The organism is Sphingobacterium thalpophilum, from assembly GCF_038396785.1.
GTDB lineage: Bacteria > Bacteroidota > Bacteroidia > Sphingobacteriales > Sphingobacteriaceae > Sphingobacterium > Sphingobacterium thalpophilum_A.
In genome coordinates this window covers 1,547,687-1,573,863 of the sequence record NZ_CP151087.1, presented here as the reverse complement: position 1 = coordinate 1,573,863, position 26,177 = coordinate 1,547,687, and the positions used below count along the sequence as shown (strand labels likewise).

General features: G+C 40.7%; 24 protein-coding genes. 16 read left to right on the top strand and 8 right to left on the bottom strand.

The features are described 5' to 3' along the window. Positions 1–4 precede the first annotated feature (4 nt). From AACH28_RS07240 to AACH28_RS07225, 4 genes are all read left to right on the top strand, one after another. A complete protein-coding gene (locus AACH28_RS07240; protein ID WP_201649465.1) occupies positions 5–1,501 on the top strand; it encodes a nicotinate phosphoribosyltransferase in 1,497 nt (498 codons plus the stop codon). After that, complete coding sequence (nadE, locus tag AACH28_RS07235) at positions 1,491–2,273, top strand: NAD(+) synthase (protein WP_341832601.1); 783 nt, start codon at positions 1,491–1,493, stop codon at positions 2,271–2,273. Before AACH28_RS07240 ends, nadE begins: the two co-directional genes overlap by 11 nt. 154 nt (positions 2,274–2,427) lie before the next feature. Continuing rightward, the gene (locus AACH28_RS07230; RefSeq protein ID WP_286769752.1) at positions 2,428–3,354 is read left to right on the top strand and encodes a hypothetical protein; all 927 of its coding nucleotides are present in this window, start codon (positions 2,428–2,430) and stop codon (positions 3,352–3,354) included. A gap of 3 nt (positions 3,355–3,357) precedes the next feature. Further along, the gene (locus AACH28_RS07225) at positions 3,358–4,062 is read left to right on the top strand and encodes an NrtR DNA-binding winged helix domain-containing protein (protein ID WP_201639418.1); all 705 of its coding nucleotides are present in this window, start codon (positions 3,358–3,360) and stop codon (positions 4,060–4,062) included. 136 nt (positions 4,063–4,198) lie between these two features. On the opposite strand, the gene AACH28_RS07220 is transcribed toward AACH28_RS07225, so the two are convergent. Both AACH28_RS07220 and AACH28_RS07215 read right to left on the bottom strand, forming a co-directional pair. Continuing rightward, positions 4,199–4,759: a hypothetical protein gene (locus AACH28_RS07220; RefSeq protein ID WP_341832600.1), complete on the bottom strand. Its 561-nt coding sequence runs from the start codon at positions 4,757–4,759 to the stop codon at positions 4,199–4,201. A gap of 60 nt (positions 4,760–4,819) precedes the next feature. Continuing rightward, positions 4,820–5,377, bottom strand: coding sequence for a hypothetical protein (locus AACH28_RS07215; RefSeq protein ID WP_341832599.1), 558 nt, complete (start codon positions 5,375–5,377; stop codon positions 4,820–4,822). Positions 5,378–5,551: 174 nt separating this feature from the next. Here AACH28_RS07215 and AACH28_RS07210 point away from each other — a divergent pair, with 174 nt between their 5' ends. The 4 genes from AACH28_RS07210 to AACH28_RS07195 are packed head-to-tail and all read left to right on the top strand — an operon-like array spanning position 5,552 to position 10,830. Then, positions 5,552–7,024 (top strand): WG repeat-containing protein, encoded by a 1,473-nt coding sequence (locus AACH28_RS07210; RefSeq protein WP_341832598.1) that lies wholly within the window; start codon positions 5,552–5,554, stop codon positions 7,022–7,024. Beyond that, positions 6,975–8,030: a tetratricopeptide repeat protein gene (locus tag AACH28_RS07205; RefSeq protein ID WP_341832597.1), complete on the top strand. Its 1,056-nt coding sequence runs from the start codon at positions 6,975–6,977 to the stop codon at positions 8,028–8,030. Before AACH28_RS07210 ends, AACH28_RS07205 begins: the two co-directional genes overlap by 50 nt. 19 nt (positions 8,031–8,049) lie before the next feature. Further along, positions 8,050–10,599 (top strand): SEL1-like repeat protein, encoded by a 2,550-nt coding sequence (locus AACH28_RS07200; RefSeq protein ID WP_341832596.1) that lies wholly within the window; start codon positions 8,050–8,052, stop codon positions 10,597–10,599. A gap of 3 nt (positions 10,600–10,602) precedes the next feature. Then, positions 10,603–10,830, top strand: coding sequence for a hypothetical protein (locus AACH28_RS07195; RefSeq protein ID WP_341832595.1), 228 nt, complete (start codon positions 10,603–10,605; stop codon positions 10,828–10,830). Positions 10,831–10,908: 78 nt separating this feature from the next. Here AACH28_RS07195 and AACH28_RS07190 read toward each other — a convergent pair whose 3' ends face one another. After that, the gene (locus AACH28_RS07190; RefSeq protein ID WP_112374430.1) at positions 10,909–11,439 is read right to left on the bottom strand and encodes a YfiT family bacillithiol transferase; all 531 of its coding nucleotides are present in this window, start codon (positions 11,437–11,439) and stop codon (positions 10,909–10,911) included. Positions 11,440–11,640: 201 nt separating this feature from the next. On the opposite strand from AACH28_RS07190, the gene AACH28_RS07185 reads away from it, so the two are divergent. Then, positions 11,641–12,306, top strand: a complete 666-nt coding sequence (locus AACH28_RS07185) for a DUF2625 domain-containing protein (protein ID WP_070569625.1) — start codon at positions 11,641–11,643, stop codon at positions 12,304–12,306. A 110-nt stretch (positions 12,307–12,416) separates the two neighbouring features. Here AACH28_RS07185 and AACH28_RS07180 read toward each other — a convergent pair whose 3' ends face one another. Then, positions 12,417–13,739, bottom strand: coding sequence for an NYN domain-containing protein (locus AACH28_RS07180; RefSeq protein WP_070569629.1), 1,323 nt, complete (start codon positions 13,737–13,739; stop codon positions 12,417–12,419). Positions 13,740–14,157: 418 nt separating this feature from the next. Then, a complete protein-coding gene (locus AACH28_RS07175) occupies positions 14,158–14,952 on the bottom strand; it encodes an AraC family transcriptional regulator (RefSeq protein WP_341832594.1) in 795 nt (264 codons plus the stop codon). 89 nt (positions 14,953–15,041) lie between these two features. Here AACH28_RS07175 and AACH28_RS07170 point away from each other — a divergent pair, with 89 nt between their 5' ends. After that, on the top strand, positions 15,042–16,250 hold the full coding sequence (locus AACH28_RS07170) for an MFS transporter (RefSeq protein ID WP_341832593.1): 1,209 nt from the start codon (positions 15,042–15,044) through the stop codon (positions 16,248–16,250). Between the two features lie 84 nt (positions 16,251–16,334). Here the strand turns inward: AACH28_RS07170 and AACH28_RS07165 are convergent, their stop codons facing one another. After that, entirely contained in the window at positions 16,335–18,194 is a 1,860-nt protein-coding gene (locus AACH28_RS07165; RefSeq protein WP_341832592.1) for a CocE/NonD family hydrolase, read from the bottom strand. Between the two features lie 637 nt (positions 18,195–18,831). On the opposite strand from AACH28_RS07165, the gene AACH28_RS07160 reads away from it, so the two are divergent. The 6 genes from AACH28_RS07160 (at position 18,832) to AACH28_RS07135 (ending at position 24,573) form a co-directional block, all read left to right on the top strand. Continuing rightward, on the top strand, positions 18,832–20,160 hold the full coding sequence (locus AACH28_RS07160; protein WP_070569637.1) for an inositol-3-phosphate synthase: 1,329 nt from the start codon (positions 18,832–18,834) through the stop codon (positions 20,158–20,160). Between the two features lie 167 nt (positions 20,161–20,327). Further along, positions 20,328–21,053, top strand: a complete 726-nt coding sequence (locus AACH28_RS07155) for a sugar phosphate nucleotidyltransferase (RefSeq protein WP_239468707.1) — start codon at positions 20,328–20,330, stop codon at positions 21,051–21,053. 13 nt (positions 21,054–21,066) lie between these two features. Further along, positions 21,067–21,951: a hypothetical protein gene (locus AACH28_RS07150; RefSeq protein ID WP_341832591.1), complete on the top strand. Its 885-nt coding sequence runs from the start codon at positions 21,067–21,069 to the stop codon at positions 21,949–21,951. Continuing rightward, positions 21,932–22,882, top strand: coding sequence for a CDP-alcohol phosphatidyltransferase family protein (locus AACH28_RS07145; protein ID WP_070569641.1), 951 nt, complete (start codon positions 21,932–21,934; stop codon positions 22,880–22,882). The genes AACH28_RS07150 and AACH28_RS07145 overlap by 20 nt, the downstream gene beginning before the upstream one ends. Next, the gene (locus AACH28_RS07140; RefSeq protein WP_201639408.1) at positions 22,875–23,864 is read left to right on the top strand and encodes a lysylphosphatidylglycerol synthase transmembrane domain-containing protein; all 990 of its coding nucleotides are present in this window, start codon (positions 22,875–22,877) and stop codon (positions 23,862–23,864) included. Before AACH28_RS07145 ends, AACH28_RS07140 begins: the two co-directional genes overlap by 8 nt. Before the next feature lies 1 nt (position 23,865). Next, positions 23,866–24,573, top strand: coding sequence for an HAD family hydrolase (locus AACH28_RS07135; RefSeq protein WP_070569646.1), 708 nt, complete (start codon positions 23,866–23,868; stop codon positions 24,571–24,573). Here AACH28_RS07135 and AACH28_RS07130 read toward each other — a convergent pair. Then, entirely contained in the window at positions 24,556–25,446 is an 891-nt protein-coding gene (locus AACH28_RS07130) for an AraC family transcriptional regulator (protein ID WP_070569648.1), read from the bottom strand. The two genes, AACH28_RS07135 and AACH28_RS07130, sit on opposite strands and share 18 nt — an antisense overlap. Positions 25,447–25,448: 2 nt before the next feature. Further along, on the bottom strand, positions 25,449–26,129 hold the full coding sequence (locus tag AACH28_RS07125; protein WP_201639405.1) for a M15 family metallopeptidase: 681 nt from the start codon (positions 26,127–26,129) through the stop codon (positions 25,449–25,451). Positions 26,130–26,177 lie beyond the last annotated feature (48 nt).

Here is a 26,177-nt window from a genome sequence, read left to right as displayed (position 1 = left end):
ATCAATGAGCAAGAATCCAATACTTTGGACAGATGGTTATAAATTGTGTCATAAGGATCAATATCCAACACATACGGAATGGGTTTATGAGACTTGGACGCCACGCATGTCTCGCATAGAAGGTATTAGTCATGTTGTATTTTTTGGATTACAGGGAGCCTTGGCCGAAATCACCAATTCATTTGATGCAAACTTTTTTGCTCAACCGGAAGAAGAGGTCGTGGCGGCTTACGAAGAGGCAATTGCAACTGTTTTTGAAAATACAAACGCGAAGTTTGCGGCGACGCATGATTCGAAACATATTCGCGACTTACATCGGCTGGGGTATCTTCCAATCAAGGTAAATGCGTTGCAGGAAGGAAGCTTGGTTCCTGTCGGCGTACCAATGTTTACGATTGAAAATACACATCCCGATTTTTTCTGGCTTCCGGGTTACCTGGAAACACAATTATCGGCTTTTATCTGGTCACCGATGACTGCAGCGACAATCGCAGATCGCTATAAAAGGTTATTGACGGGGTTTGCCGAGAGAACGGGCGACGTCAATAAAGTCTTTACGCAGGCCGGAGATTTTTCCATGCGTGGTATGGGTTCTCCTGAAACGGCTTATCGTACGGCTGGGGGACATCTGTTGAGCTTCGGTGTCTCTGCTACATTGTCTGTTCGGGAGTATCTGAAATCCTACTATCATGCAAAAAGTGATGTAATGATGTACACCCCATCGACGGAGCACAGTGTAATGTGTTCGTACGGAGAGGACGAGGTAGAAGCATTTCGACATTTAATCACAACGGTGTATCCAAGTGGAAATATCTCCATCGTATCGGATACCTACGACCTCTGGAATGTAGTTGACAATGTATTGCCGCAATTGAAAGATCTTATTATGGCTAGGGAGGGGAAGGTTGTTATTCGTCCCGATAGTGGCGATCCTGTGAAGATTATCTGTGGCGATGCTGCATCTGATCGTAGTACTGTGCAGAAAGGTATCGTCGAACGTTTGTTTGAACTTTTTGGTGGTACGACCAACAGCAAAGGCTTTAAGGAGCTGGATCCCCATATTGGCGTAGTGTACGGTGATTCCATTACAGTCGATCGAGCGGATAAGATCTGTCAAGGTTTGCTGGATAAGGGTTTTGCCTCGACGAATACCATATTGGGCATAGGTTCGTATACCTATCAGTATGTGACACGGGATACCTTTGGCTTTGCGTTAAAAGGGACGGCTGAGATTGTCAATGGTGAGTTTAAAGCGATACAGAAACGTCCCGCTACAGATACTGGCAACTTTAAAAAGTCGCAAAAGGGGATGGTCGCTGTGGTCTTTGAAAATGACGATTTTCGTTTGATAGACGATCTTACACCGCAAACGGTCGCCGATCTGGGTGAACGAAATCTGCTGGAAACATGTTATCTGAATGGCGAATTTATACGCACAACGCGTTTTGAAGAAATAAGGAATAGATTAAGAACTGAAACAATTCGAGTATATGGAAAATAGCGTAAACAAACCGTTTTTCATCCAGGATGAAAACGTTGCACAGTATGCACAATTGATGGCATCCTGGATTGCCCAACAGGTGAAATCGGCCGACCGCAAAGGACTTGTATTGGGTATGAGTGGTGGAATAGACTGCAGTGTTGTCGCTTGCCTATGCCGGCTGGCACAGGTGGATGTCCACTTGGTGTTGATGCCGTATGGCAGTGATATGAACAAAAGTAAAAGCCATCAACATGCCATGGAGCTTATTCAGAAATTTGATTTTCCATTTCATGTATTTGACATTCAACCCGCGGTGGATGCGTTGGCCATTCATCAAGAAAAGTTTGTCGCAGAAGCTACCGCCACTAACCGCGCTTTGAGCCTTGCTAATATTCGTCCACGTGTTCGTATGACGTATTTGTATCAATTAGCACAATTGGGTAGTAGATTTGTTATTGGTACGGGGAATATGGCCGAAGCTACTGTAGGTTATTTTACGAAGTGGGGCGATGGTGCCTATGATCTGAACCCGCTGGCAATGGTTACCAAACAGGAAGTATATACCTTAGCCAAATATTTGGGGGTGCCCGAATCTATTCAGTATAAAAGTCCATCTGCTGGTCTTTGGGAGGGGCAGACCGATGAAGAGGAATTGGGTATGACCTATGCGCAAATCGATGGGTTTATTTTAAAAGGTACATCGGGCCATCCGGTTATAGACGAAATTATTCGTAAACGTATACAACAATCTGCCCACAAGTTTGCAGCGGTGCCTACATTCAAAGGTTAATTTTAAATGGTTCGAGAAGTCGACGCAAGCACTTCATAACAGGCAACAAGGGACAAAAAAGTACTATAGTGAAGATGATTTTTCACTGGAAGAAGGCTTTAATGGCTTCATCGTTCTGCGAAATGAAGGCTGCGTTGAAATAAATATAGATGTTATGAAACTGAATAACATAAAAACACAATTTGATCAGATTGTAGATGTCCAACAGATTGCCAGCGGCAAAAAGGATAATATTCCAAACATGTTGATGTTGGCACAGGAAGAAAATATACAACCAGCAGCCTTGGATAAAAAACGAACCTTGCTATTGGCGATCGATGTCCAAAATGATTTTATGGAATCCATCGGTAGTCTTGCCGTCAACGGTTCAAAGGCCGATGTACAACGTCTGACGCAGTGGATGTACCGTAATATTGAGGCCTTAACGCAAGTCATGTGTAGTCTCGATTGCCACTCGATAAGGCAGATTTTCCATGCCGATTGGTGGCTTGACAGTGCGGGAAATCATCCGGAGCCATTCACCATTATTCGCCATGCCGATGTCTGCGATGGTATCTGGCGTGCTGCGAATGACCATACGGCCTTAGCGCTGGATTATCTCCAGCATTTGGAAGCTGAGGGAAAAAAACAATTGTGTATCTGGCCATACCATTGTCTGGAAGGGACTTCGGGGGCGCAGCTGGAGAGTCAATTTACCAATATGCTTTATTTTCACAGTGCAGCACGTCAGGTCAAACCGATATTGGTTTATAAGGGGCAAGATCCAAATACGGAAATGTACGGTATTATCAAAGCGGAATATGACGATAATAAATTCGTAAATCATGCTGTGCTCGATGCAATTCGCGATTACGATGCGATATACATCGCCGGTGAAGCTTCCAGTCATTGTGTTTTAGCATCAACCGTGCAGATTTTGGAATATTTTGAACAAGATCGAGCGATTACGTCACGAATCACCTTATTGATCGACTGTATGTCGCCCATCGCTGGATTTGAAGCGCAGACTTTACAGCAGTTTGAGGCTTTAAAGGAGAAGTATGGAATCCAGATCAAATTGTCAACCGAAGTAACTTTGTAGCAGATGACAGCCTCCGAAAAAAAATACACATATGATTACCCAAGACCTGCTGTTACGGTTGACTGTGTAATCTTCGGCTTTGATAAAAACCAGCTTAAGGTATTATTGACCAAACGGGCAATAGAGCCTTTCTTGGGAAAATGGGCATTTCCTGGCGGTTTTATTCAGGAAGATGAGAACGCCGACGACTGTGCGCTTCGTAAACTGCAGGAGGAGGCCGGTCTCAAAGATATTTTCCTCGAACAGCTTTATACATTTTCAAACTTAGCTCGTGATCCGCGCGGAAGAGTCATTAGTATTGCCTATTATGCACTTGTCAGGCCCGATGCTTATACGTTGGAAGCAGGGGTTGATATCGATGCGGTGCAATGGTTTGGTATTGACGAAAAGTTGGATCTCGCTTTTGACCATAAACAGATCTTGAACACCGCCATACAACGGCTCAGGGGTAAAATTCGTTATCAACCAATCGGTTTTGAGCTCTTGCCCAAACAGTTTACGTTGCCCGATTTACACAATTTGTATGAAACCGTTCTGCAGCGGTCAATTGACCGTGGGAATTTTCGAAAAAAAATTCTCAGCATGGGTTTATTGATCGACCACAGCGATAAGCAAAAAGACCGGCGTGCCAGGGCTGCAAAGATCTATAGTTTTGACAGGGTAAAATATAAAGAACTTACTGAATCGGGCTTTTATTTTGAAGTATAGGTCTAACGAACGGAGCAGGCAACCATGAAATTGGCTTCTGCCTGCTTTCATTGCTGTCTGGTCTTTTTAAGATCTTACGTTAATGTCCGGTGCAGCGCTGTCTTAATGCACTAATTCAAGCTGAGTCGCGTTTGGGCTAACCCTGAAAATCACCACAATCATGGACTTCGAACTGATCGACTAAAGCTTTCTGCGTGTAGTATTTTGCGACACGTTTATTTTTTAACAAAAGAGAATCCCCCTTGATTTTTAATTCGAAAATGGGCTCTTTTTCTATTTTCTTGAAGTAAAACTCATTATTTTTAGTCTTAATCGTGAGGCCGCTGTCACGAAAATTATAGGTGAAATCTTTGATTTGATAGATTTCATTGGAATCACAGACATTGACCAAAAGCAGTTGTTTTTTATTAATTTTGATTTCTGCAAGATCGCATGCATAACATATTCCTGAGAATTCGATGCCATACTTCTTAAAACTATCGTTGCTTTCCGGTCGAAGAATAGCAATAGGATACAGCTGCTTAAAGAGCGAAAGGTTATCATCGGATATGGATGTTAGCTCTTTTTGTTTCTTTATGGAGTCTATGCTGGCGGTGCTGCTGAATGCGGCAGCTGATTTTTTAGCTCCATTCTTTTGCTGGCAGCTGAAAAACAATACCATGCAGGACAGAAACATAGTCTTTAAGATTACCTTCATCGTTATTTTTCGCAATTACTGTTGTTACTCATAAACATATAGATTGAGAAACGGTTTTTGTTATTCAATCTCAACACATTTTCTTTCGAAGTAGACGGTGCCTACCGGTGTATCGGTGGCGTCTATGATTTTCGCTGCTACAAAGTCGCCCTTTAGGCCAGCATATTTTAGTTTTAAACCTTTACTTTCTAAGTCGGAGGTATCATAGTATGCACCCAATTTGAGTTGAAATGGATTGTGTTCCACATCATTTGTAAAGATGGAAAACAAAAGCAACTTCGTAGCCTGATGATCTGCCTCTTCGTATCCAAAGAAGCGATGATCGATACGTATATTGGCATGTAAGCGGATCATACTGTCTCGAGCACTTAAGTTTACATAAGCTTTGGTGATTTCGTCAGATTCCAGTACGCTTTGTGCATTTGCTTGGTCAATGCTATCCAGTTTGGAAGTTTTTAACGAGATACTTTTTTTTGGGGCAGTATCCTCGACAGCTTTTTCCATGGCCTTGCTTGAGCTTACAGGTGCTTCGACTTGTTTTGGTTTTTCCTGACAAGCGATTTGTAACGCGAGGAGTGCTAATGCACTGCTATAATAACTGTATTTGAAATGATTCATTGTTCTTTCTGTTACAAAATCCAATCCAAAGTTGCCGAAAATAGGGGGAGAAAAAAATCCCTGTTTTCCGCTAATCGAAAAAATCGATAAATACGGTATTTTTACGGCATTCGCATGATTCTTGTCGTATGGAACGGATCAATGTGATACAACAAAAAACAGAAGAAATAAAGTATGGCACATCGTATTTATATTTATAATGTAAATCTCAGGACCAAAGAAACATATCCCACTTACCTGGCTGAATGGAATTATGAAATTCCCATCCTCATGCGGCCATTATTTTCCGCCAATATCCGTTCCAAAGGTTCTCAGCTTTATGCCAACAAGGAAGATGGGATCGCAAGACTTCGCTATTTTTATGCGTTGTTGGCTGATAGGTATCAATTGCATTATAAAAAAAGCTATTATGAGCCTGTCAACAACATGTTTGAATTTTTGGAAGCGCTACCTTTTGATACCTTGCAGATCGATGGACGCGATGTTTTTACCATGAATGCGGAAAAAGATGTGGAGCAAGCCAAAGATTGGGTGGAAGAAATTAAAATGCAAGCCTTATTGTTTGAACAAGCTGTCGAAGAACAGTCCTTAGATCCGCTGGACCCGCTTGTGAAAGCGTCTGGATATACTTCCTTTTTAGATGCCCTTCAAACCGATTGGATTGATTATGGATTGGGTTTATGGGAAGAAGACGTTCTGAAAGGGCCAGAGCCTGAGGTTTTTGAAGCAGTAGGAAAGCAGGGGCTAAAAAATGCCAAGGGGGATATTTTGGTTGAGGCGATTTACGATGAAATATTCGAATTCAATGAACAGGGGATCGCCGTTGTTGAACGCGATGGCCTTTTTGGTTATATTGATACGAGTGGCACTATACTAATTCCCTGTCAATATGTGGAGGCTTTTGATGCCCGGCATATCAATGGGAACAATTACGCTGAAGTGGAAGTGGCAGGGAAACGTGGGGTATTGCATATTGATACCAAACAGCTGAGCATACCTGCATTATATGATGAACTCGACTGGATCGCCTATGGCTTTTTAAATGCAAGACAGGGGGATAGCCACATGCTCCTTTCGGCTGAAGGACGATCGATTATTTCAGATCCCGCAGCCGAGTCGTTTATGTTTGACTATAACAAGTTGTTCTATAGCCGGCAAAAAGGAACGATAAAAAGGAAGTATTACCTAATGGATGGTCAGTTTTTAGGGACCTTTTTGGAAGGTAGCCTGGAGCCGCTAGCCAATCGCTATTTTTGGATTAAACCCAATAAGCTACAGTCAAAAATTGCCGTCATTCAACCCGATGGTAATATTTTGGATGAAGGAATTGACCGGATTATAGTGTTGGACGACTATCGAAGTATTGCGTATCTCAAAAATAAAAAATGGCAGATCTATTCGCTTGAACAGGGCTTATTCCGATTGGCTGATTTAACGATTGATCAGGTTCTAGTCGATCATATACAGCAGTACCGTAAAGATATCTTTGTCGTTGGTTGTGCCCAAGGACAGGGGATTTATGATGCTCATCGAGGGGAATGGTTACTTGAACCTGCTATTGCCTATCAAAAAATCGAACATTGCTTTTTTGGATTTTATGCGCATACACTGTGCACAGGGTATGTACTGCTTCGATACGAAGCTTAACGTCCGTAGTGCGCTGTATGATTATATTTGTTCGCCTTTTCATTACCCAAGACCAGAAGCGGCCGAAGGTGAACTGTTGCTTTTATTCAAAGGGGATAAGTTGTTTAATTTGGATTTAAATCGAAATGTTGTCGAGATTCCCGAAACAGCATATGGCTATTTGTATTCCGAGCGATACCAGCTCCGGGGGCGCGATCAAAGCTATTTTGTACAGTTCTATCAGGCGTGGATCAGGCGTAAGGGCGACGGCTACGAACAGTATTTTGACAATGAAACGCTGTTGGAAAATGGTAAGAAGCTGGAAGCGGAGGGAAAGATTTCAGATGCCATTCGACTGTTCAGCATCGGAGCAGATCGGGGTAGTGCGGACTGTCAATATCTGCTTGGAAACATCTTTACGGATGATGACTATGAGGGGATGGACATCGAAAAAGGAAAGTCTTTTTATGAAAAGGCCATGGCTCAGGATCATGCGCAGGCATGGAACAATTGGGGATTTTTATATGCCACAGGCCATGGTGTAGCTTTTGATGTATCTAAAGCCTTAAAGGCCTATCAAAAGTCTGCTGCGCTGGGGGAAGCGCAGGCCATGAGCAACCTGGGTAACTGGTATTACGAGGGTGAATATGTGGAACAAGATTATGCCTTGGCCCTAGATTATTTTAAACAAGCAGAGAAAGCGGGGATTTATAATGATGCTCAAATCGCAGAAATCTACTATCAAGGGCAAGATTATGCGAACTTATTGCGTTATTTGAAAAAGGATACAACCAATCAATTTTCTGCTATTTATTATGGGATTCTTTATGAGGAAGGCTTTGGTGTAAAGCAAAACTTACAAAAAGCGATCCGCTACTATGAAAAAGCCAATGAAAATAGCGTGTACGCCTATGCCGTTAATCGTTTGCTACAACTCTATGAAGCGCATGGAGCGGCTTCAGATGCGGATAAATACGGATTTTGGTTCAATTTTGCTAAAGAAAATGCTGTTGAAATTGATCAATAGTAAGGAAATTGCATAGAAAATGGCTCATCGCATATATATTTACAATACAGATAAGAAGGATCAAGATTACTTCCCTCATTATTTAGGAGAATGGAACTATGTGATTCCACCCCTTTTTTTACCCCTATTTGCTGCTAATCCGAAAGCAAAAGGTATCTTAGTTTACTCCGAAAAGGAACCGGGAGTCAGAAAGCTTCGTGCGTTGTATGATTTGCTCATTCATGAATATGGGTTAAATTCCGATTTGCTGGCCATGGCAGCTATCGGGAAACTGTTCGATTTTTTGGACGGTTTACCCTTCGATTATTTCCAGCTGAACGCAAGTGATGTATTTAACATGAGCGATGTTAAACATAGCCAACAGGCCAAAGATTTTGCAATTGAAATCCTTGAGAAGAATTTGCTCTATGAAAAAGCAATCGAAAAACAATCCTTAGCTGAGCTTGAGTTTATTTTGGTGTCTGCTGGTTATACTTCTTTTTTAGCGATGCTCGAACTGGAATGGAGCAACTATGGCTTAGGCTGGTGGAATAGAGACGCGATTGATCGTCTGGATAATCAATTTTTTGAAGATCAGGGGCTTTGGGGGATACGCAATGCAAAAGGGGAGGTGAAGGTCGAAGCTAGCTATCAGGAAATTGGTACTTTTGAGTGTGAAGGGATCGCAGTCATACAGAAAAATGAGCTGTTCGGTTATTTGAATAGGGGTGGAGAAGAAGCTATTTCCTGTGTTTATTCATCGGCGGCGCCAGCCCAATATGGAACCGGATCAACGGTTGGTAAGGTGAGCTTAGCTAAAAAATATGGATTAATCAACGTCGGGAACGGAGAAATAATCATACCACTTGAATATGATGAACTCGAGGATTTTGCTTACGGTTATTATCAGGGGAAGAAAGATCAGCAATATTATATCATCGATGCTCAAGGCCAGCTGTTCAATGCTGCCGGTGCGGACAAACCGTTTGAAATTGATTATGATGGATTTATCTATCAAGAGATTGGGGGAAATAAACTGCGTCATTATTATTCCAATAGCGGTATTTTGCTTGGCGCTTTTGCCAGTAGTGCACTGAGCGAATTACTGTTTGATTTTTATGCAGTCAATTTGAATAATAAAAAGAAAAAATCAGTTTTGTCTCCCGATGGAACTATCTTGGTCAAAGATGTTGCTGTACTCAATGCCGGAAATGGCCGAAGCGCATTATTTTTTGCTGATTCCGGCGGCATCCGTTTGTATGACCTGGAAGCCCGCGCCTTTGTACTGCAAGATTTGGCAATTCGGTCCATTCAAGGGGGGACTGATTTTGGTAATGGCGCCTGGGATTGCTATATTATCGAAACAGCAACCGGGAGGGGAATTTATCAGGCTGCTGAAAAGGTGTGGCTGGTCCCGCTCTCAACGCACTATGTGAAAATTGTATATGCTGCTGTGATGGATTATTTTATTCTGAAAGACCATGCGGGAAGATATTACTATTTTGACGCAGTGGAAAGGACGCTCAGTTCCGCCTACGATTATGTTTGTGCAAGCGTTAATCACTATCAGGATCTGATGTTATTGCAAGGTGACCTGTTGTATAAAAAGGGCTACGATGGTGTGGAAGTAATTCAGGAAGATCAATATGGTCAGTTTCTGAAGAAGCTGGATCAATTGTCTGGGGAAGATTTTGAAATATGTAATCGTTTTTTTGAAGGGTGGAAGGCTGCGAAGGGCGATAATTTTGAATCCAGTTATGATGGTTATACGCTATATCATATGGCCTTGGACTGTTGCCGACAAGGCGATGTCGAAATGGCGATACGCTATTTTACCTTTTCTGCTGACCAGAATAATGAAAGCAGCATGCATGAATTGGGGAATATCTATACGGATACTGATAGCGAAGACAATCCTTTTTTAGATTTGGACAAAGGAATTCAATATTATGAACAAGCGGCCCAAAAAGATTATTCCGCTGCATGGAATGCAATCGGCTACCTCTTTCAGTATGGCATCGGCTATAAAAAAGACCTGGAAAAGTCATTTAATGCCTACATGAAAGGAGCAGAGTTGGGTAATGGCTATGCTTTGTCCAATTTAGGCTACTTTTATTCAAGTGGAACCTATGTCGAAGAAGATCTGGAAAAAGCCCTCAGCTATTATCAGAAAGCTGAATTAAAATTAGTTGAGAACAATAGCAATATAGCTTCTATCTATTACAGTTTGGAGGATTACGATCGTCTATTGGTTTATTTGAAAAGGGATAAAGAAAATAGTTATTCCAATATTTATTATGGATTACTCTATGATCAGGGACTTAAATTTAAAAAGGACAGTAAAAAGGCGATCCACTATTTTGAACGAGCCAACGACTATGGTGTTTACGAAAGTGCCACTGCTCGCTTATTGGATTATTACAAGAATGATCCTACATTTAGAAATCAGGAAAAATATGTCCATTGGCTTGATTTTGCAAAAAACAATGAACTGGATATCGAACTGGATTTATTGCAATGGGATAATCAGTCTGAAGACCCAGGTGCTAGCTCGTCCTTTTTTGGCAAACTGTTTAAAAAGAAAAAGTAAATTATGTTATCATCAGCAAATATAGATTTTAGTGGCATTCTGATCGACTTGATCCTGATTGTTTTTTTTGGATTTGGAACACTTTATACGTTATCTGCAGGCATTGTTCATCGTATAAAGAAGCAGACACGGACGGTAGGATATTATTTCCTATCCTTTGTGGTATCGGGTGTTATTGGACTGGTCGCCGCTGGCTTGTTGGCCTTTATATGGGCGATGTCATTATCGTAAGGTGACGGCAATAAAGTAAATTTATCGCAATGATCTGTTGACTGTAAGTGAAATGATCATTGCGATATGTGATGCCCATCAATGGTTTTTGGCGTTGACAATGTGCATCAGGTGGTGATTGCAATGCCAGGCATAGAGGCCAATATTGATCTTTAAAGAAATCAACCTTTTGGTCGCAGGATGAATAAAACCTCTTTCAAGCTGTTCGCCAGTTAAACTTTTCAACAAAATAACCCAGCGTTCATGTAGACCTTCGAGCAATTTGATCGAGCTTTCTATTGGAATATTTTTTGCGTCGGGAAGCTCGGCCCACAATTTCTCCTCATATAATTTGATGGTTGGGTCTTCTTCTGTGAGCGCTAATTTAAAACGGACAAAGCTGTTCATGTGGCTGTCGGCGCAGTGATGAACGACCTGACGAATCGTCCAGCCTTCGGGACGGTAGCGTTTTTCCAGTACGTCGTCTGTTAGATCGCCGACTTCGGATTTTAACCGGGCCGGAAAGTCGGCAATTGTTTTGATCCAGTCATTCAACAGGGATTTGTCGATGACATCGGGTATCGCAAAGCGACCTATAGGGTATCTGAGTTTTTCTAATTCATGTTGCATGACTTAAAATTAGTTAAAATAGACACAAGGTTCCTAATCTTCAGGTGTATGTTTTCGAAGAATATTTTCTTCGATTTGCTCTTGGGTCTGCCGTAATTTGGATGCGATAAAGAATTATGGTAATTTCGGCATGATGAATAGCTGGATGCCGTTCGAATTCGACCGGTAGACTAGCTGGTCGCTGCATAAAACACATAGGAAATGAAAAGTCTAAAAGAACTGATTGATACAAGTAATTCAGGATGGAAGTTGGTAGAAAGTTGGATGAAAGAAGCGACGAATGCTTATGAAGTGCTTCCTCGAAACCCTAAGCGGGCTGATGAGGAACTTTTAAGGGCCCAAATTACCACAAAATCGCCTATGGGAGCCATTATTCATCAAACTGGTGGTATTTTAATCGATGGGGGCTGGTTGCGGATTTTAGGCTCTGGCTCGTCGCAGTTGGACCGAGGGATCATGGAGTGGAATAAAGGGAAAAGTTTTGACAAGGAAGGCGAAAAAGGTGGTTTTTTGCTGATTGCAGACGATGTTCTAGGTGGTTATTTCGCTATTAATGCCGGTGCGCTGGGAGATGCTATTGGACAGGTCTATTATTTCGCACAAGATACCTTACAATGGGAAAGTTTGGAATGTGGTTATTCAGATTTTGTTTTTTGGGCATTGAAAGGGGATATTAGACAGTTTTACGAAACATTTAAATGGAAAGACTGGAGCGAAGAGGTCAAACTCCTGAGCGGCAATCAAGTTTTTTCATTTTACCCTTTCCTGTGGACTGAAGAAGCACGCGATTTTCGTAAAGTGGATCGTAAGCCAATGGCCATCGATGAGAACTACCATTTTACGATGGAATTTGCTGGTGGACGCTAATTGTTATTTCAATACGACAAACCTCCTGCATAAGGCTTTAATACGATAATAGGACAATGTATTGTTGTCCTATTATCGTATGATACAGAAGATAATTCCCCTGAATGATATTAAACTGATTTATTTTGAAGGCTAAAGCTAACTTCGTTCAGTCTGACTATTTGTATTTGTATCCCCTCGGAAAGGCCAAGTTTGGTCGCCGCATCTTTTCCTAATTTAAGCACATGAAACCCTCTGCCGCGATAGGTAAAATTACATTCATATTCTCCAGCGTTGATCATAATCCTTAATTTTTGGGATTTGGTTGGGAATAGGGGTTTAAATTCTTTTGTTATCCGTATTTGCGATTTTTTTACGTCATCTGTAGTGATCTTGTTACCTTCAGAAGGAAACAACATGTTCGTGGGCGGAGTGTCAGCTGTAGGGGGGGGCGTTTCTGTTTTTTGTTCCTGAATTTCCTGAACTTTTGGAGCCTCGTTTTGTATCGGCTCAGAGTTTGTTTTATCCTGACGTTTCTTATCTTGCCGCCCTTTCTTTCTGGTGTTTTGATTTGCAGTTTTTTCCGTAGTTTCTGTAGAGGGTACGGAAGGAGTAGGAGTAGCAGGAGTTTTGTGCTCGGTGTCCACTGCTGTAGCTGGGCTGGCCATTGCTAAAGGCCGTTTAATAATATTACGGATGTAATAGTGTTTTATGCGCGATTTGTCGGTGTTTCGTTCCTCAATTTCAAAATCTTCTTTGTAAGCTTTGAAAAGATGAGACATTTTGTCGTATCCATAGTTGCGCGCATCAAAATCAGGCTTTCTTTTGTTGAAAAGACTTCCGATCTCACCCAGGAATGCCCAGCCATTTTCATCTGCAGTATCATCCACCGTGTCCTTTAAAAGTTCCAAAGTCTCCTCGTCCAATACGGCAATACTTGTTGGATTGTCAACGGGAGCAGGTTTGGGCTGATTTTGTTGCTTTTTCTTTGCGACCGTTTCTTTCTTTTGATTTTTCTCAAAAATTTCGACGTAGATGAACTTGTCGCAGGAGGCAATAAAGGGTTTGGGGGTCTTTTTCTCGCCGATACCGATGACCAGTTTACCGGATTCTCGAAGACGTGTAGCCAGTCGGGTGAAATCGCTGTCGCTGGATACAATACAAAACCCATCAACTCGGTCTGAATGCAGAATATCCATGGCATCAATAATTAATGCCGAGTCAGTAGAATTTTTGCCTTGTGTATAACTGTATTGTTGTATGGGGGTAATTGCATGGGTAAGGAGTTTATCCTTCCATTTTTCAACATATGGGTTGGTCCAGTCTCCGTAGATGCGTTTGATGGTCGGAATTCCATATCTTTTGACTTCATTCAAAATCTCTTCGATCTTTCGATAAGATACATTGTCCGCATCGATTAGTATTGCGATTTGCAAATCCCCATGTTCTGCCATATATGTTTAGATTATTTTTTCAATATAATATTTGAACTCTTTTCTATTCGCGTGACCTTTCTCATCCGAATATATTCGTTAAAAATACAGTATTGTTAAAGAATATCTTGAATTTTTTGAGAATTAATTTGAACGCTATTTTTTGAGAACATGCGATCAGCTGCTTTTGTTTGGGTCTAAAAGGGAAATTATTACGTTTGCGGAGTAGCGAAATGATTTGAGGGACGGTGAAAATAAATAAAAAAAGGTTTTCAAACGGGGAGAATGAAAACCTTAAATAACCAATTATAAACCTAAATTATGATGATACAAAGATAGTGTAAATATTACACCTGTGCAAATATTCGTTACTATTTTTTTTAAACGTCCTAAATTTTGTAGCTGAATAGCTACAAAATTACCTGTGGATACGCCAAAACTAGCCCGCCATGAAGTGCGAAGGTCTATATTTCATCACCGCATAAAAGCTATTGGTAAATGCTTGGACGCTTTTATAACCGACTTTATACGCAATTTGAGAGATGGTGAATTGTTTTGTGCTCAAAAGCTCCAAACTCTTGATAATGCGAAGTAACTGCTGATATTTTGCAAGTGTCATTCCGGTTTCCTTTTTAAAAAGGCGCTCAATAGTTCGGAGCGAAAGATTGGACAACAGGGCAATCTCGTCTAAGGTGCAGGCTTCTGTGTAATGGTCATGTAGGTGATTTAAGACGGCTTGAAGTCTATTCTCCTGAGGAAGGGTGATCCCAAGTTGGAGCAATTGTGCGGCGAAATAGGGGAGTTCATGGAGTAAAGCACCCAAGAAAACTTTTTCATGTTTATCTTCTTCAACCAATTTCGACCATTTTTCACAATACAAAATCATTTCCCGTAATACTTTAGGCGCAGAAAATAGCTGCACCTGACTGAAAAACAACTGGTCTTGTACGCTGTCAAATTGTGGGGTATCAAAAAAAAGTACCATAAGCTTGATGCGCTCAGAGTGCGTGTTGGTCTTGTGTAATGCACCAGAGGGAATCCAGGCAACGTGATTTTGGGGGAGTAAATACATTTTTCCTGCGACGGTAAGGTATTGGAAACCCTGTTCGACATAAATCAACTGGCCTTTGCGATGACTGTGCAGCTCGTTGTCGTGTATCCAGTTTTCTTCAAACCAGACAAAGGTTGATTTCTGAATGCGTTCAATTGTCAATGTATGATTTGTTTGATCCATGTCGTTTTAAATTAAATTAATGGCAAATTTAATTAAAATTTCAGGTATATCTTTGCGAACGATCATTACATGTATAGCGCGATTTTATTATGAAAGAAAATATAAAAGTATCCACAGCTATTTCTTGGACCTGGTTATCCATATTAGTTGTTGTTATGGTCTCAACCAATCTGCGGTCGCCAATTACAGCCGTTGGCCCTGTACTGGGGCAAATCAGTGAAGATTTACAATTAAATAGCTTTCAAAGCAGCCTATTGACGGCAATTCCCCTTTTTATGTTTGCGAGCTGTTCTGTCGCAGTAAGTCGATATTCGCATAAACTGGGCATGCATCGTTTTTTATTGTTTGGTTTAATGCTATTGAGTGTAGGGATTGTGCTTCGGGTCTGGGGCAATATGCCAATGCTGTTTGCGGGGTCTTTTTTAATCGGACTTGGGATCTGTGTGGGCAATGTCGTTACACCCGGTTATATAAAAACTAATTTTCCAAAGCAGATTGGACTGATGACAGGCATTTTTGCCGTAGCAATGAATCTGACCGCAGCTTTTGCTTCGGGTTTTAGCTTACGATTGGGCGAATGGACTGGTTTTGGGTGGCAGGGTTCCTTGGGCGTTTGGGTAATTTTAGCCTTGTTATCCCTTATTGTTGTGTTCTTTGATGCTTTAAGCCGAAAGAAAGCACAGGGTATCACAGAAAATAGACCGGCGACAAGTGGAATCGGGCATATCTTTAGGTCAAGATTAGCCTGGTATATCAGCTTATTTATGGGTATTCAGTCCTTAATTTACTACAGTTTGATTTCTTGGTTACCTAAAGTATTGGTCGATTATGGTATGCCAGCGGAGGATACGGGCTGGTTGCTTTTTTTGATCCAAATTGCCATGATTCCCATAATGTTTATTGGGCCTATTTTGGCACATCGGATGAAGGATCAGCGTCTAATGGCAGCGGCTGTTGCGATAGGCATGTTTGGAAGTATCTTTATATTTTGGCATTACAAACTTCAGGGAATTTATGTTGCCGCCATATTGTTGGGACTTTCCAATGGACTTTCTTTCAGTTTGTCTATTCTTTTCTTTACCCTGCGGGCGAGGTCAACGGCGAATGCGATTAAAATATCGGGCATGGCCCAGTCTGTTGGTTATCTGATTGCAGCTTTTGGCCCGCCGGTATTCGGTAAGCTGCACGAAATAGATGCTACCTGGAATTACTCCTTCTATTTTTTAGCGGGCAGTATCGTACTTTTACTGTTTGCAGGATGGAAGGCCGGGGAAGATAAGTATGTAGCGGAAGATTAAAGATAAGGCTACATCAGGCACAGCTGTTTAGCTGATGTAGCCTTATTCAATTCGCTCTTAAACGCTATTATTCAAATTTAACTGTTAATCTTTGAGGACAGAAAATTCGATGTACGTGGCATTGTTCACATCGTGAAAAATACGTTGTGTGGCTTTACGGAAGTCAGCTTTGGTAGCTGTATAAGGCGCTAAAAACACCTGTGGATTTCGTTCTGCCAGCGGAAACCAGGAGTTTTGTACCTGAACCATAATGCGATGTCCTTTTTTGAACGTATGCGCAACATCTGGCATTTCAAAATTCACCTTTTCGACCATTCCTGGAGTCAGGGCCTGCGCTTTTTCAAAACCATTTCGGTATTTCCCGGCCATGATCTCACCACGTACCATCATCTGGTATCCAGCCATTGTTTTTCCTTGATAACTTGCTGCATCGTTCGGGTAAACATCAATCAGTTTGACAACATAATCTGCATCTGTACCTGTTGAAGAAACCTTAAGGAAATTTTTGATGGGGCCAACTATAGTCAGGTCTTCTGTCAACGGTTCCGTTTGATAAACCATGACATCAGGGCGACTAGCGGCGAAACGCTGATCATCTACCATATACTCCCGCGTTCGGTTTTGGATTAGCCCACCCTGGTGCGGAACCGGTTTATTGGGGTCAGTGACATATTCATCCCAAGAATCTGTACGTTGAACTTTGTCAAATCCAAGTTTCCCCTGAGGTTGGAAGTATAGTTTTTTTGTTTCTACATTTTTGGGTGGCCATTGTTCGAAATGTTTCCATTCATTGCTTCCAGAGACAAAAATGTTCGCTTCCGATGGTACGAAGTTCCCTTCATCTTTTAGATAATATTTGAAAAAAGGCTGTTCAAATTGTTCCTGATAGGTAACGCTGGTTTTTTTCTCAAATTGGATATCACCTAAATAGTTTCCTTCTGCACGAACCCAGCCGCCATGATACCAAGGTCCCGCGACTAAAATCGAGTTGTTTTTTTTGCTTTTATCCTCAATCGATTGATAGGTCTTAAATGTTCCATAAGCATCTTCCGCGTCAAAGAAACCACCGACGACCATCACCGCTGGTTTTACCTCCTGTAAAGAATTGGTGATCACACGCGACTTCCAAAAATCATCATAGTCGGGATGTTTAAACAGGTCATTCCAAAACTGTACGGAGTCACCAAAATACTTTTCCTTCAGTTCCCGTGCTGTTCCGGCTTCTAAAAAGAAGCTGTATTTATCGGCTTCTTTAATCTGAATTTTGCTCTTGAATTGATCTGGGGTGATGGGTTTTGGACGCGGGACACCAAAGGTTGACATGAAGGTGAATGCATCCTGAAGAAACAGTACGCCATTATGGTGGAAGTCATCGCCGATATACCAGTCTGTTACCGGAGCTTGTGGGGAGACCGCTTTCAAGCTCGGGTGCGTTTTGACCAATCCAACGGTAGAATAGAAGCCTGGATAGGAGATCCCATAGAGTCCGGCTTTGCCATTATAGTTTTTGAGATTTTTCTGTAGCCATTCAAGCGCATCATAGGTATCTGTACTTTCATCGATGGCTTTTTTGTCTTTGCTGTAGGTGGTCGGACGTACATCTTCAAATTCACCTTCGCTCATCCACTTGCCCCGCACATCTTGGTAGACGAAAATATAGCCTTCACGCATCATCGTCGGAAAGTTGCCCAGGCTTTTTTTGTATTCGTTTTGTCCATAAGGAGAAACCGTGTAGGGCGTTCTATTGAGCAAAACTGGATATTTCTTCGATTTGTCTTTTGGACTGTAGATCGCAGTAAATAATTTTTTCCCATCTCGCATGGGGATTGCTACTTCAGTCTTTTCATAATGATCTCTAACATAAGCCGAGTCGGCAGCGGTTTGAGCATGTAACTGGCTTGCGCTTAAAAGCGCCAAAGTTAGGTACGAAATTGTATTTTTCATTCAGATAATTATTTGTTCAGTACATTCTTTGGTGTAAAACTCTACTTTACACTTGGTTTCGTTCGTTGCAATGTTATGGATACTCTTATGCACCTTAGGCTATAGGGGATACCGTTAAATTTGTCATCGCGCTACCGATTGGCAGACCATTTATCCAATAACAATGCGCAGGTCAAATGCTGTTGGTTTATAAATTGAACGATAGACTCATTGCCTGTATTTAGATTTTAGGCTAAAGTTAGTGCTACTAAAACCATTTTCCAATTTTATTGTCATATTTATGGGAAATAGAAAAAGAAAAATTGACCAATTTTTAAGAAAGAAAAACTTTTTTTGGATTGAATTTGGATTAGTTTTCGAATCTTGATATATTGAGTAAAATTAAGGGCAATTGTTTTTTGGGTTAACAACTTTAGCTAAAAACGTTAAATTCCAGTTAGATGGACTAGTAGAATACTAAATAATAATTCATTTTCGGATTATTTCTTAAGGTTTCGAATAGGCTTCGTATCGCTATTTGTCACGATTTTATAAATTAAGTGCGGGGTGGTATGAAATATGTTTTTTTAAGCTAATTTTAAGAATTATTTTATCATAATACATCAATTAAATAACAATTTAAGTATATAGAATTAATATGGGACAACAAGTGAAAGATGCCAATGGAAAATTGGGTATTCTTATTCCGGGATTAGGTGCTGTGGCTACAACATTAATCGCTGGTGTGGCATCTATAAACAAAGGTTTTTCAAAACCAATCGGATCTGTTTCTCAATTGAGCAGAATCCGTCTGGGTAAACGCACTGAGAACAGAAATCCATTAATTAAAGATTTCGTCCCTTTAGCAAAACTGGAAGATGTTGTTTTTGGTGGCTGGGACGTATACGAAGATAACGTATATGAGGCTGCATCAAAAGCACAGGTATTGGAGCAAGGTCAATTGGATGCTGTTAAGGCTGAATTGGAGGCTATCCAACCAATGAAAGCTGTGTTTGACCGTAATTTTGTGAAAAATTTGGACGGAACGCACATCAAATCTGAAAAAACTCGCCGTGAATTGGCAGATGCTGTACAACGTGATATTCGTGAATTTAAAGAGAAAAACGGATTAGATCGTATTGTATTGGTATGGTGTGGATCTACTGAGCGTTATATTGAGACAAACGAAGCTTTTTCAACCTTAGCTAAATTAGAGGAAGCGTTAGATAATGATGATCAACGTATTCCACCGAGTATGATCTATTGTTATGCGGCATTGAAAGAGGGCGCTCCGTATGTCAATGGTGCACCAAATTTAACATGTGACGTTCCAGCGATTGTTGAGTTGGCGCATGAAAATGGTGTAGCAATTGCAGGTAAAGATTTTAAAACAGGTCAAACATTGATGAAAACAATTGTGGCACCTGGTCTTCAAGCGAGAGCTTTGGGTGTTGAAGGTTGGTTTTCGACGAATATCTTAGGTAACCGTGACGGATTAGTATTGGATGATCCTGAAAATTTCAAAACAAAAGAAGTGTCTAAATTATCGGTATTGGAAGAAATTCTAGATGCGAAAAAGAACCCTGAGTTATACGGTGACCTTTACCATAAAGTACGTATCAACTATTATCCTCCACACGGTGATAATAAAGAATCTTGGGACAACATCGATATTTTCGGTTGGTTGGGCTACAAAATGCAGATTAAAATCAATTTCTTATGCCGCGATTCAATTTTAGCAGCACCGGTTGCCTTGGATTTGGCTTTGTTTATTGACTTGGCGCAACGTGCAGGCATGTCGGGTATTCAAGAGTGGTTGTCATTCTACTTGAAGTCGCCTCAAACAGCCCCAGGATTGCCTCCTGAACACGATATCTTCAAACAATTGATGAAATTGCAAAATACATTGCGTCACATTATGGGTGAAGATTTAATCACACATTTAGGACTGGATTATTACCAGGAGCTAGTCGATAGTATTCAATAAGCTAACTTAATAAGAGCGGGGAAACAATTGTCTAAAAACAGTTTTTCCCCTTTTTCTTCAACATCTTTACGGTATTGAAGATTTGTGATATAACCCTCTGTAGACTTTTGCGCTTACGAACGCTGAGATAGTGACGGGGGTTTTGCTTTTTTATAAATGATTTTATTTTGCAATTAGAAGAAATGGAATTTGCAATTATAGCGGCGGGAGAAGGTTCTCGATTGCGAAAAGAGGGGTTCAATTTACCGAAACCCTTGCTACCATTACATGGAGTTCCATTAATTGAACGATTGATTCGCGTGTTTGTTAAAGAAGGAGCGCAACGAGTTCATGTTATTATCAATAAACAATCTCCGGAGCTGAAATTGTTTTTGGAAAAAACGACGTTTGAATTACCTATTGTGCTTATAGAGGAAGATACTGCAAGTTCATTGCATAGTTTTGCCTTGCTTGTCAAAAACAACCCCGATTGGTCGTCCTGTTGTCTAACCACAACAGATACGGTTTTTAGGCCACATGAATTTCATGCCTATTTAGAAGCATTTCAGCAACATCAACAGGCCGATGCTTTTATGGCTGTAACTCCTTTTGTTGACGATGAGAGTCCGCTCTATGTGAACACCAATTCGCAGCTTCGGGTGGAAGCTTTTTTGGATACGGCAACCGCCAAAACGAAGTACGTTTCTGGGGGAATTTACTGCTTTCGTCAGGCGGCGATGGACTGTGCGTTGAGCTCCGTCGAAGCAGGTAATTCCAGAATGCGTAATTTTCAGCGTGCTCTATTGGAAAACGATTTACAAGTAGAAGCATTTGTATTTGAAAAGGTGGTCGATATTGATCATTTAAAAGATCGTGTTGTCGCAGAACAATTTTTGAGTGAGGAGGTTAGTTAGTAAAATGAGCGATATGATTTCTATTTTAGGCGTAACTCGAAAAAATCGCTTTTCACCCAACCATGTGGGGAATGATGCCGCCATATTCAATGAAGTAGTTTTAAAACTGACTGAAAAAGGTGCCTCGGTAGAGCTTTGTAACGAGGATGAATTTTTGTCTTCAGCATCCGTGAAGCAGGATAATATTCTGACTATGGGGAGAACAAAGACTTTAGTGAAAAAGTTGCAATCTCTTCAAAATAATGGGGTCAATGTTTTGAATTCTGGATTTGGAATTGAAAATTGCTTTCGGAAAAATATGACCCTTAAGCTTTTGGAAGGTGGAGTTCCTTATCCGAAAAGTATCGTGATCTCTACGGTTGCCGATATTCAATCTATTTTTGAGAAACTGAAAGGAAAGGGTGTGTGGATCAAACGTGGCGACTTTCACGCCATTCATAAAGAAGATGTTACTTTTGCCGCTAGTCTGAAAGAAGCGCAACATATCTTGAATGAATATGCGCTCCGCGGGATTAAAGAGGCGGTGATTTCTGAACATCTTGCCGGAGACCTACTAAAATTTTATGCGGTGCGGGGAACGGATTTCTTTTTTTATTTTTACCCCTATGAACACAATCATCACAAATATGATTTGTATGAACAAATTAATGATGAGGTCGTACACTTTCCTTTTGATCTCGACAAGCTAAAAGAAATCGCTAATCGTGCGGCAGAAGTCCTGGATGTACATATCTACGGCGGCGACGTTATTATTGATGCAAATGGAGACTTCCATATTATTGACTTAAATGACTGGCCAAGTTTTGCGCCTTGTCGGGCAGAGGCTGCAGAGGCCATTGCTCAAATGGTTTACCATAAATTTACTGAAAAGAACCACAATGCAGAAAGAACAAGTTAATGTAATCGAAGAAGATAATTTGAGTGCATTCGAACAATCTTTAAAATCTAATGATACTGAGGAACGAATTGATATTTGGTTTTATCGACCCATAGGTTATCGCATTGCGCAAGTCTGTGCAAAAATTGGTATTACACCCAACGCTGTAACCATTATTAGTATTTTCTTTGGCGTTGCGGCGGGTATTTTATTCTATTACCCGGCGTTATGGATTAATGTGATCGGCATGCTTTTATTGGTTTTTGCCAATTCTCTAGATAGTGCCGATGGACAGCTGGCCAGAATGACGGACAATAAAAGTCGCTTTGGTCGTATCTTGGATGGTTTTGCTGGCGATTTTTGGTTTGCTTCTATTCATATTGCGATCTGTTTACGCAGTATTAACGAGGGGTGGCCACAATGGCTATGGGTATTTTGTGTGCTTGCAGGTGTATCGCATATGCTTCAGTCAGCAATGGCTGATTATTATCGTAACGTGCATTTGTATTTTATAAAAGGTAAAGCTGGAAGTGAGCTGGACAATACACGTGATTTGAAAGTTGACTACGATGCCTTGTCCTGGCGCAAGAATTTTTTCAGCAAATTTGTGTTAAATGGCTATATGGGCTATACACGAAACCAGGAAAAGCTTTCGCCAAAACTGCAAAAGCTACTGCGCCTAGTGAAAAGTCGCTATAAAGACGAATTGCCAAAACAATTAATGGTCGACTTTAGAACTCAAAATAAACCATTGATGAAGTATACAAATATTGTACAGTTCAATACAAGGGTGATTTTCCTATTTGTTTGGTTGTTTATCGGCCAACCTTGGATTTACTTTTTCTTTGACATGTTTGTCCTAAATCCGATATTGATCTATATGTGTAACCGACAAGAAAAGGTAAGTGGCTATTTTGTTGATAAATTAACAAATGATCCAACCTATGGGTAGCAAAATCTATAAAGTGCTCTTTATGCTGATCGGTATAGGTACACTGGCCTATATGATTCATGCAATGGGAATTGATGAGATTTGGAACAACCTTGAAAATATTGGCTGGTGGTTTCTGCCTGTACTTGGTAGCTGGGCAGTACTCTACTGGATGAATGCTATGGCATTTAAGGCAATTATTCAGGAACCGGAATTGCCACAGACAAACGTCCCTTTTTGGAAGGTCTTACAATTGACAATATCGGGGTATGCCATCAATTATATAACACCATTTGTTGCGTTAGGAGGGGAGCCTTATCGTATTATGGAGCTTAAAAACTATGTCGGTGGTTCGAAGGCAGGTTCATCTGTGCTGTTATACGGTGTCATGCACATCCTATCGCATATTTTATTTTGGGTCGCTTCTGTTTTTCTAATTCTTTGGTTTGTGCCTGCTAGCACGATGGTCAATGTGGCCTGTGCTGCGATTTTTGTAATGGCTATCATCTGTACTTGGCTATTTACAAAATTTTATAAGAAGGGAATTACCGTTTCACTATTGAAAGCCTTGTCTAAACTGCCTTTGGTAGGTAAGAAAGTCGGTAATTTACTGGAGACGAAGTATGAAACTTTGAATGACGTCGATCAACAGGTGAAAAACCTTTTTCAAAATCGCCGCGGTCGTTTCTATACGGCGCTTTTTTGGGAATTTGTAGCACGCGTTGTAGGCTGTTTTGAGATTTATTTTATTGGTTTGGCTTTAGATATCAATATTGATTTTATTGATGCTATGATAATTAGCTCAGGATCTTCCCTATTTGCCAATCTTGTTTTTTTCTTTCCAATGCAGTTGGGAACCCGGGAAGGTGGATTGGCAATGGCCGTAATGAGTATAGGATTGCCTGCGAAAGTCGGTATTTTTATGGGTGTTGTGACACGAATTAGGGAAATTGTGTGGATTATGATCGGTTTGGGGTGGATGAGTTTAGTAAAAAAGAAATAACATGGATAAGTTTAATATTAAAGGGATTATTTTTGATTATGGTGGAACCTTAGACACCAATGGCGGCCACTGGGGAGCTGTTATCTGGTCGGGTTATGAAAAATATCAGGTTCCTGTAAATTTGAACGCTTTTCAGGAGGCCTATACCTACGCGGAACGTCAGATGGCTTTACAACCTATTATTAAACCGCAGTTTAATTTTTTGGAAGTGCTTGAAGCAAAGCTCAATGTGCAATTTGATTATCTTATTGCTGCAGGGTACGACTTAGACCGATCATTAGCGCATAGAATAGCCTTTGACGGTTATTCATTGGCGAAGAATACGGTTGAAGAGGTAAAACCACTGTTAAATTCACTCCATGAAAAATATCCGATTGTCATGGTTTCCAATTTTTATGGTAATTTAAAATCGGTCCTTGATGATTTTGGGATTCTATCTTATTTTCAGGAAGTTGTGGAGTCGGCTGTCGTCGGTGTGCGCAAACCTGATCCTGCCATTTATGCCTTAGGTGTAACTAAAATAGGACTTCCTGCACAAGAGGTATTGGTGGTGGGTGATTCCTATAGTAAAGATATGGTACCTGCCAAAGCGGTTGGCTGCCAAACCTTATGGTTGAAAGGGCAGACTTGGGGCGAGGATAAATTGCAGGATACTGGAGCTGCAGACCAGCAATTTACAAGCATCTTCGATTTAATCGACTTTGTTTAAGTAGAGATTCTGACGAAATTCTTTAGGCGAGATTCCAACATTTCGCTTAAAGAATTTACCAAAAAAAGATTGATCCGAGAAATGTAATTTCACTGCAATTTCTCCGATAGGAAGCCCCTGGCAAAGTAATGATTTTGCTTCCTCCACTAAAACGTTCTGAATAAGTTCTATTGCTGATTTTCCAGTTAGTTCCTTGGTAATCACCGATAGGTGTTTCGCTGTGATGCCAAGTTCCATCGCATAAAATTGCACCATGTGTTCTTTATGAAACGACTTTTTTAGTAGCAAATGAAAATTGGCCAGAATCTCTCTTTTCCGGGAGGGAATAGCGGGTGTATTTCGCATATTTTGGCTTCCTAGACGAGCTATTTCACAAAATAATATTTCTGTTAATGACTTAATAATCTGATGTTTGAAAAGGTAGCTAGAGTCTTGTCGGTCGTAATGAATAAACTGTTTAAATAAGTTAGATAAGTTGATCGAATCTTGGTTCGATAGCGACCAGATGTAACTGTCACTTAAGGCAAGCGACTTTTTGGTGACCTCGAAGAAATCTTCTTGAAAATCCAGTTTGAAGCTAAAATCTAGCGTAAAGAAAATCAAATATACCTCACAGTCCCAAGATTTGACGACTGAAGAGCCATTCACTCGGGAGGATGGATTGGTTAACAAAAGGTGATTTTGCGCAACTTGTACCCGTTCGTTATTAATCATGAAGGATGTCTCACCTTTTTTTATTAAACAGAGCGAATAGAGGTCACCTTTTGTTAAAATCTGCTGCTGCTCGGAACTAAAGACAGGTTTCGATTTGTTGCCCTTAAAATGAAAGACATAAAAACCCTTGTTTTTGATGGGAGTTTCCTTTACAGACATGTTTATTTTACGATAAAATCAAAATAGGTTTTACGATAAGGTTCATCTTGCAAAGTGTAATGCCACCATTCCTTATCATAAGCTTTGAAGCCAAATTTAGCCATCGCTTCTTTTAAAATCTTCCGGTTTTCTTTCTGTTGGGCGGTCAGATGCGCATAGTGATGATGGGAGACTGCGCCGAAAAAATCAAAAGGTCCACCCATATCAATCTCCTTATGATCTTTTAGGCTGATGAGCGTTAGATCGACTGTACTGCCACGGCTGTGGCCTGATTTGGAGGCAATAAAGCCTAGATTGAACAAGTTCTTCTTATTGATAAGCGGGTAGAATTCCCTTTTTGCGATAGTATCATTGGTGTTTAAGGACCATGTTTTAAAGTTGTCAACAGCACGTTGCGGACGGTAGGCATCGAATATTTTCAGGCCAAGACCTTTTTTATTTAAATGGTTCTCGACCTGTTGCAGTGCTAGCGCTGCGCGCTTCGTTAAAATAGCGACTGGTTTTTCATAACCTTGAATTGGCCTTCCGGTGAAGTTGTGGCTACCAAAATAACGCATTTCTAAACTTATTGTTGGAATAATGTCCTTGACGTATACAAAATCTGAAGGCATGGTCTTTTCCTGCGCACTGAGAGAAAGCGTGGAAAGGCTTAAGGCAAATATAAGACACAAGTTAAATTTCATGGAATGAAGATACAACTTGTGTCTTAATTAATATAATATAAAACGTTA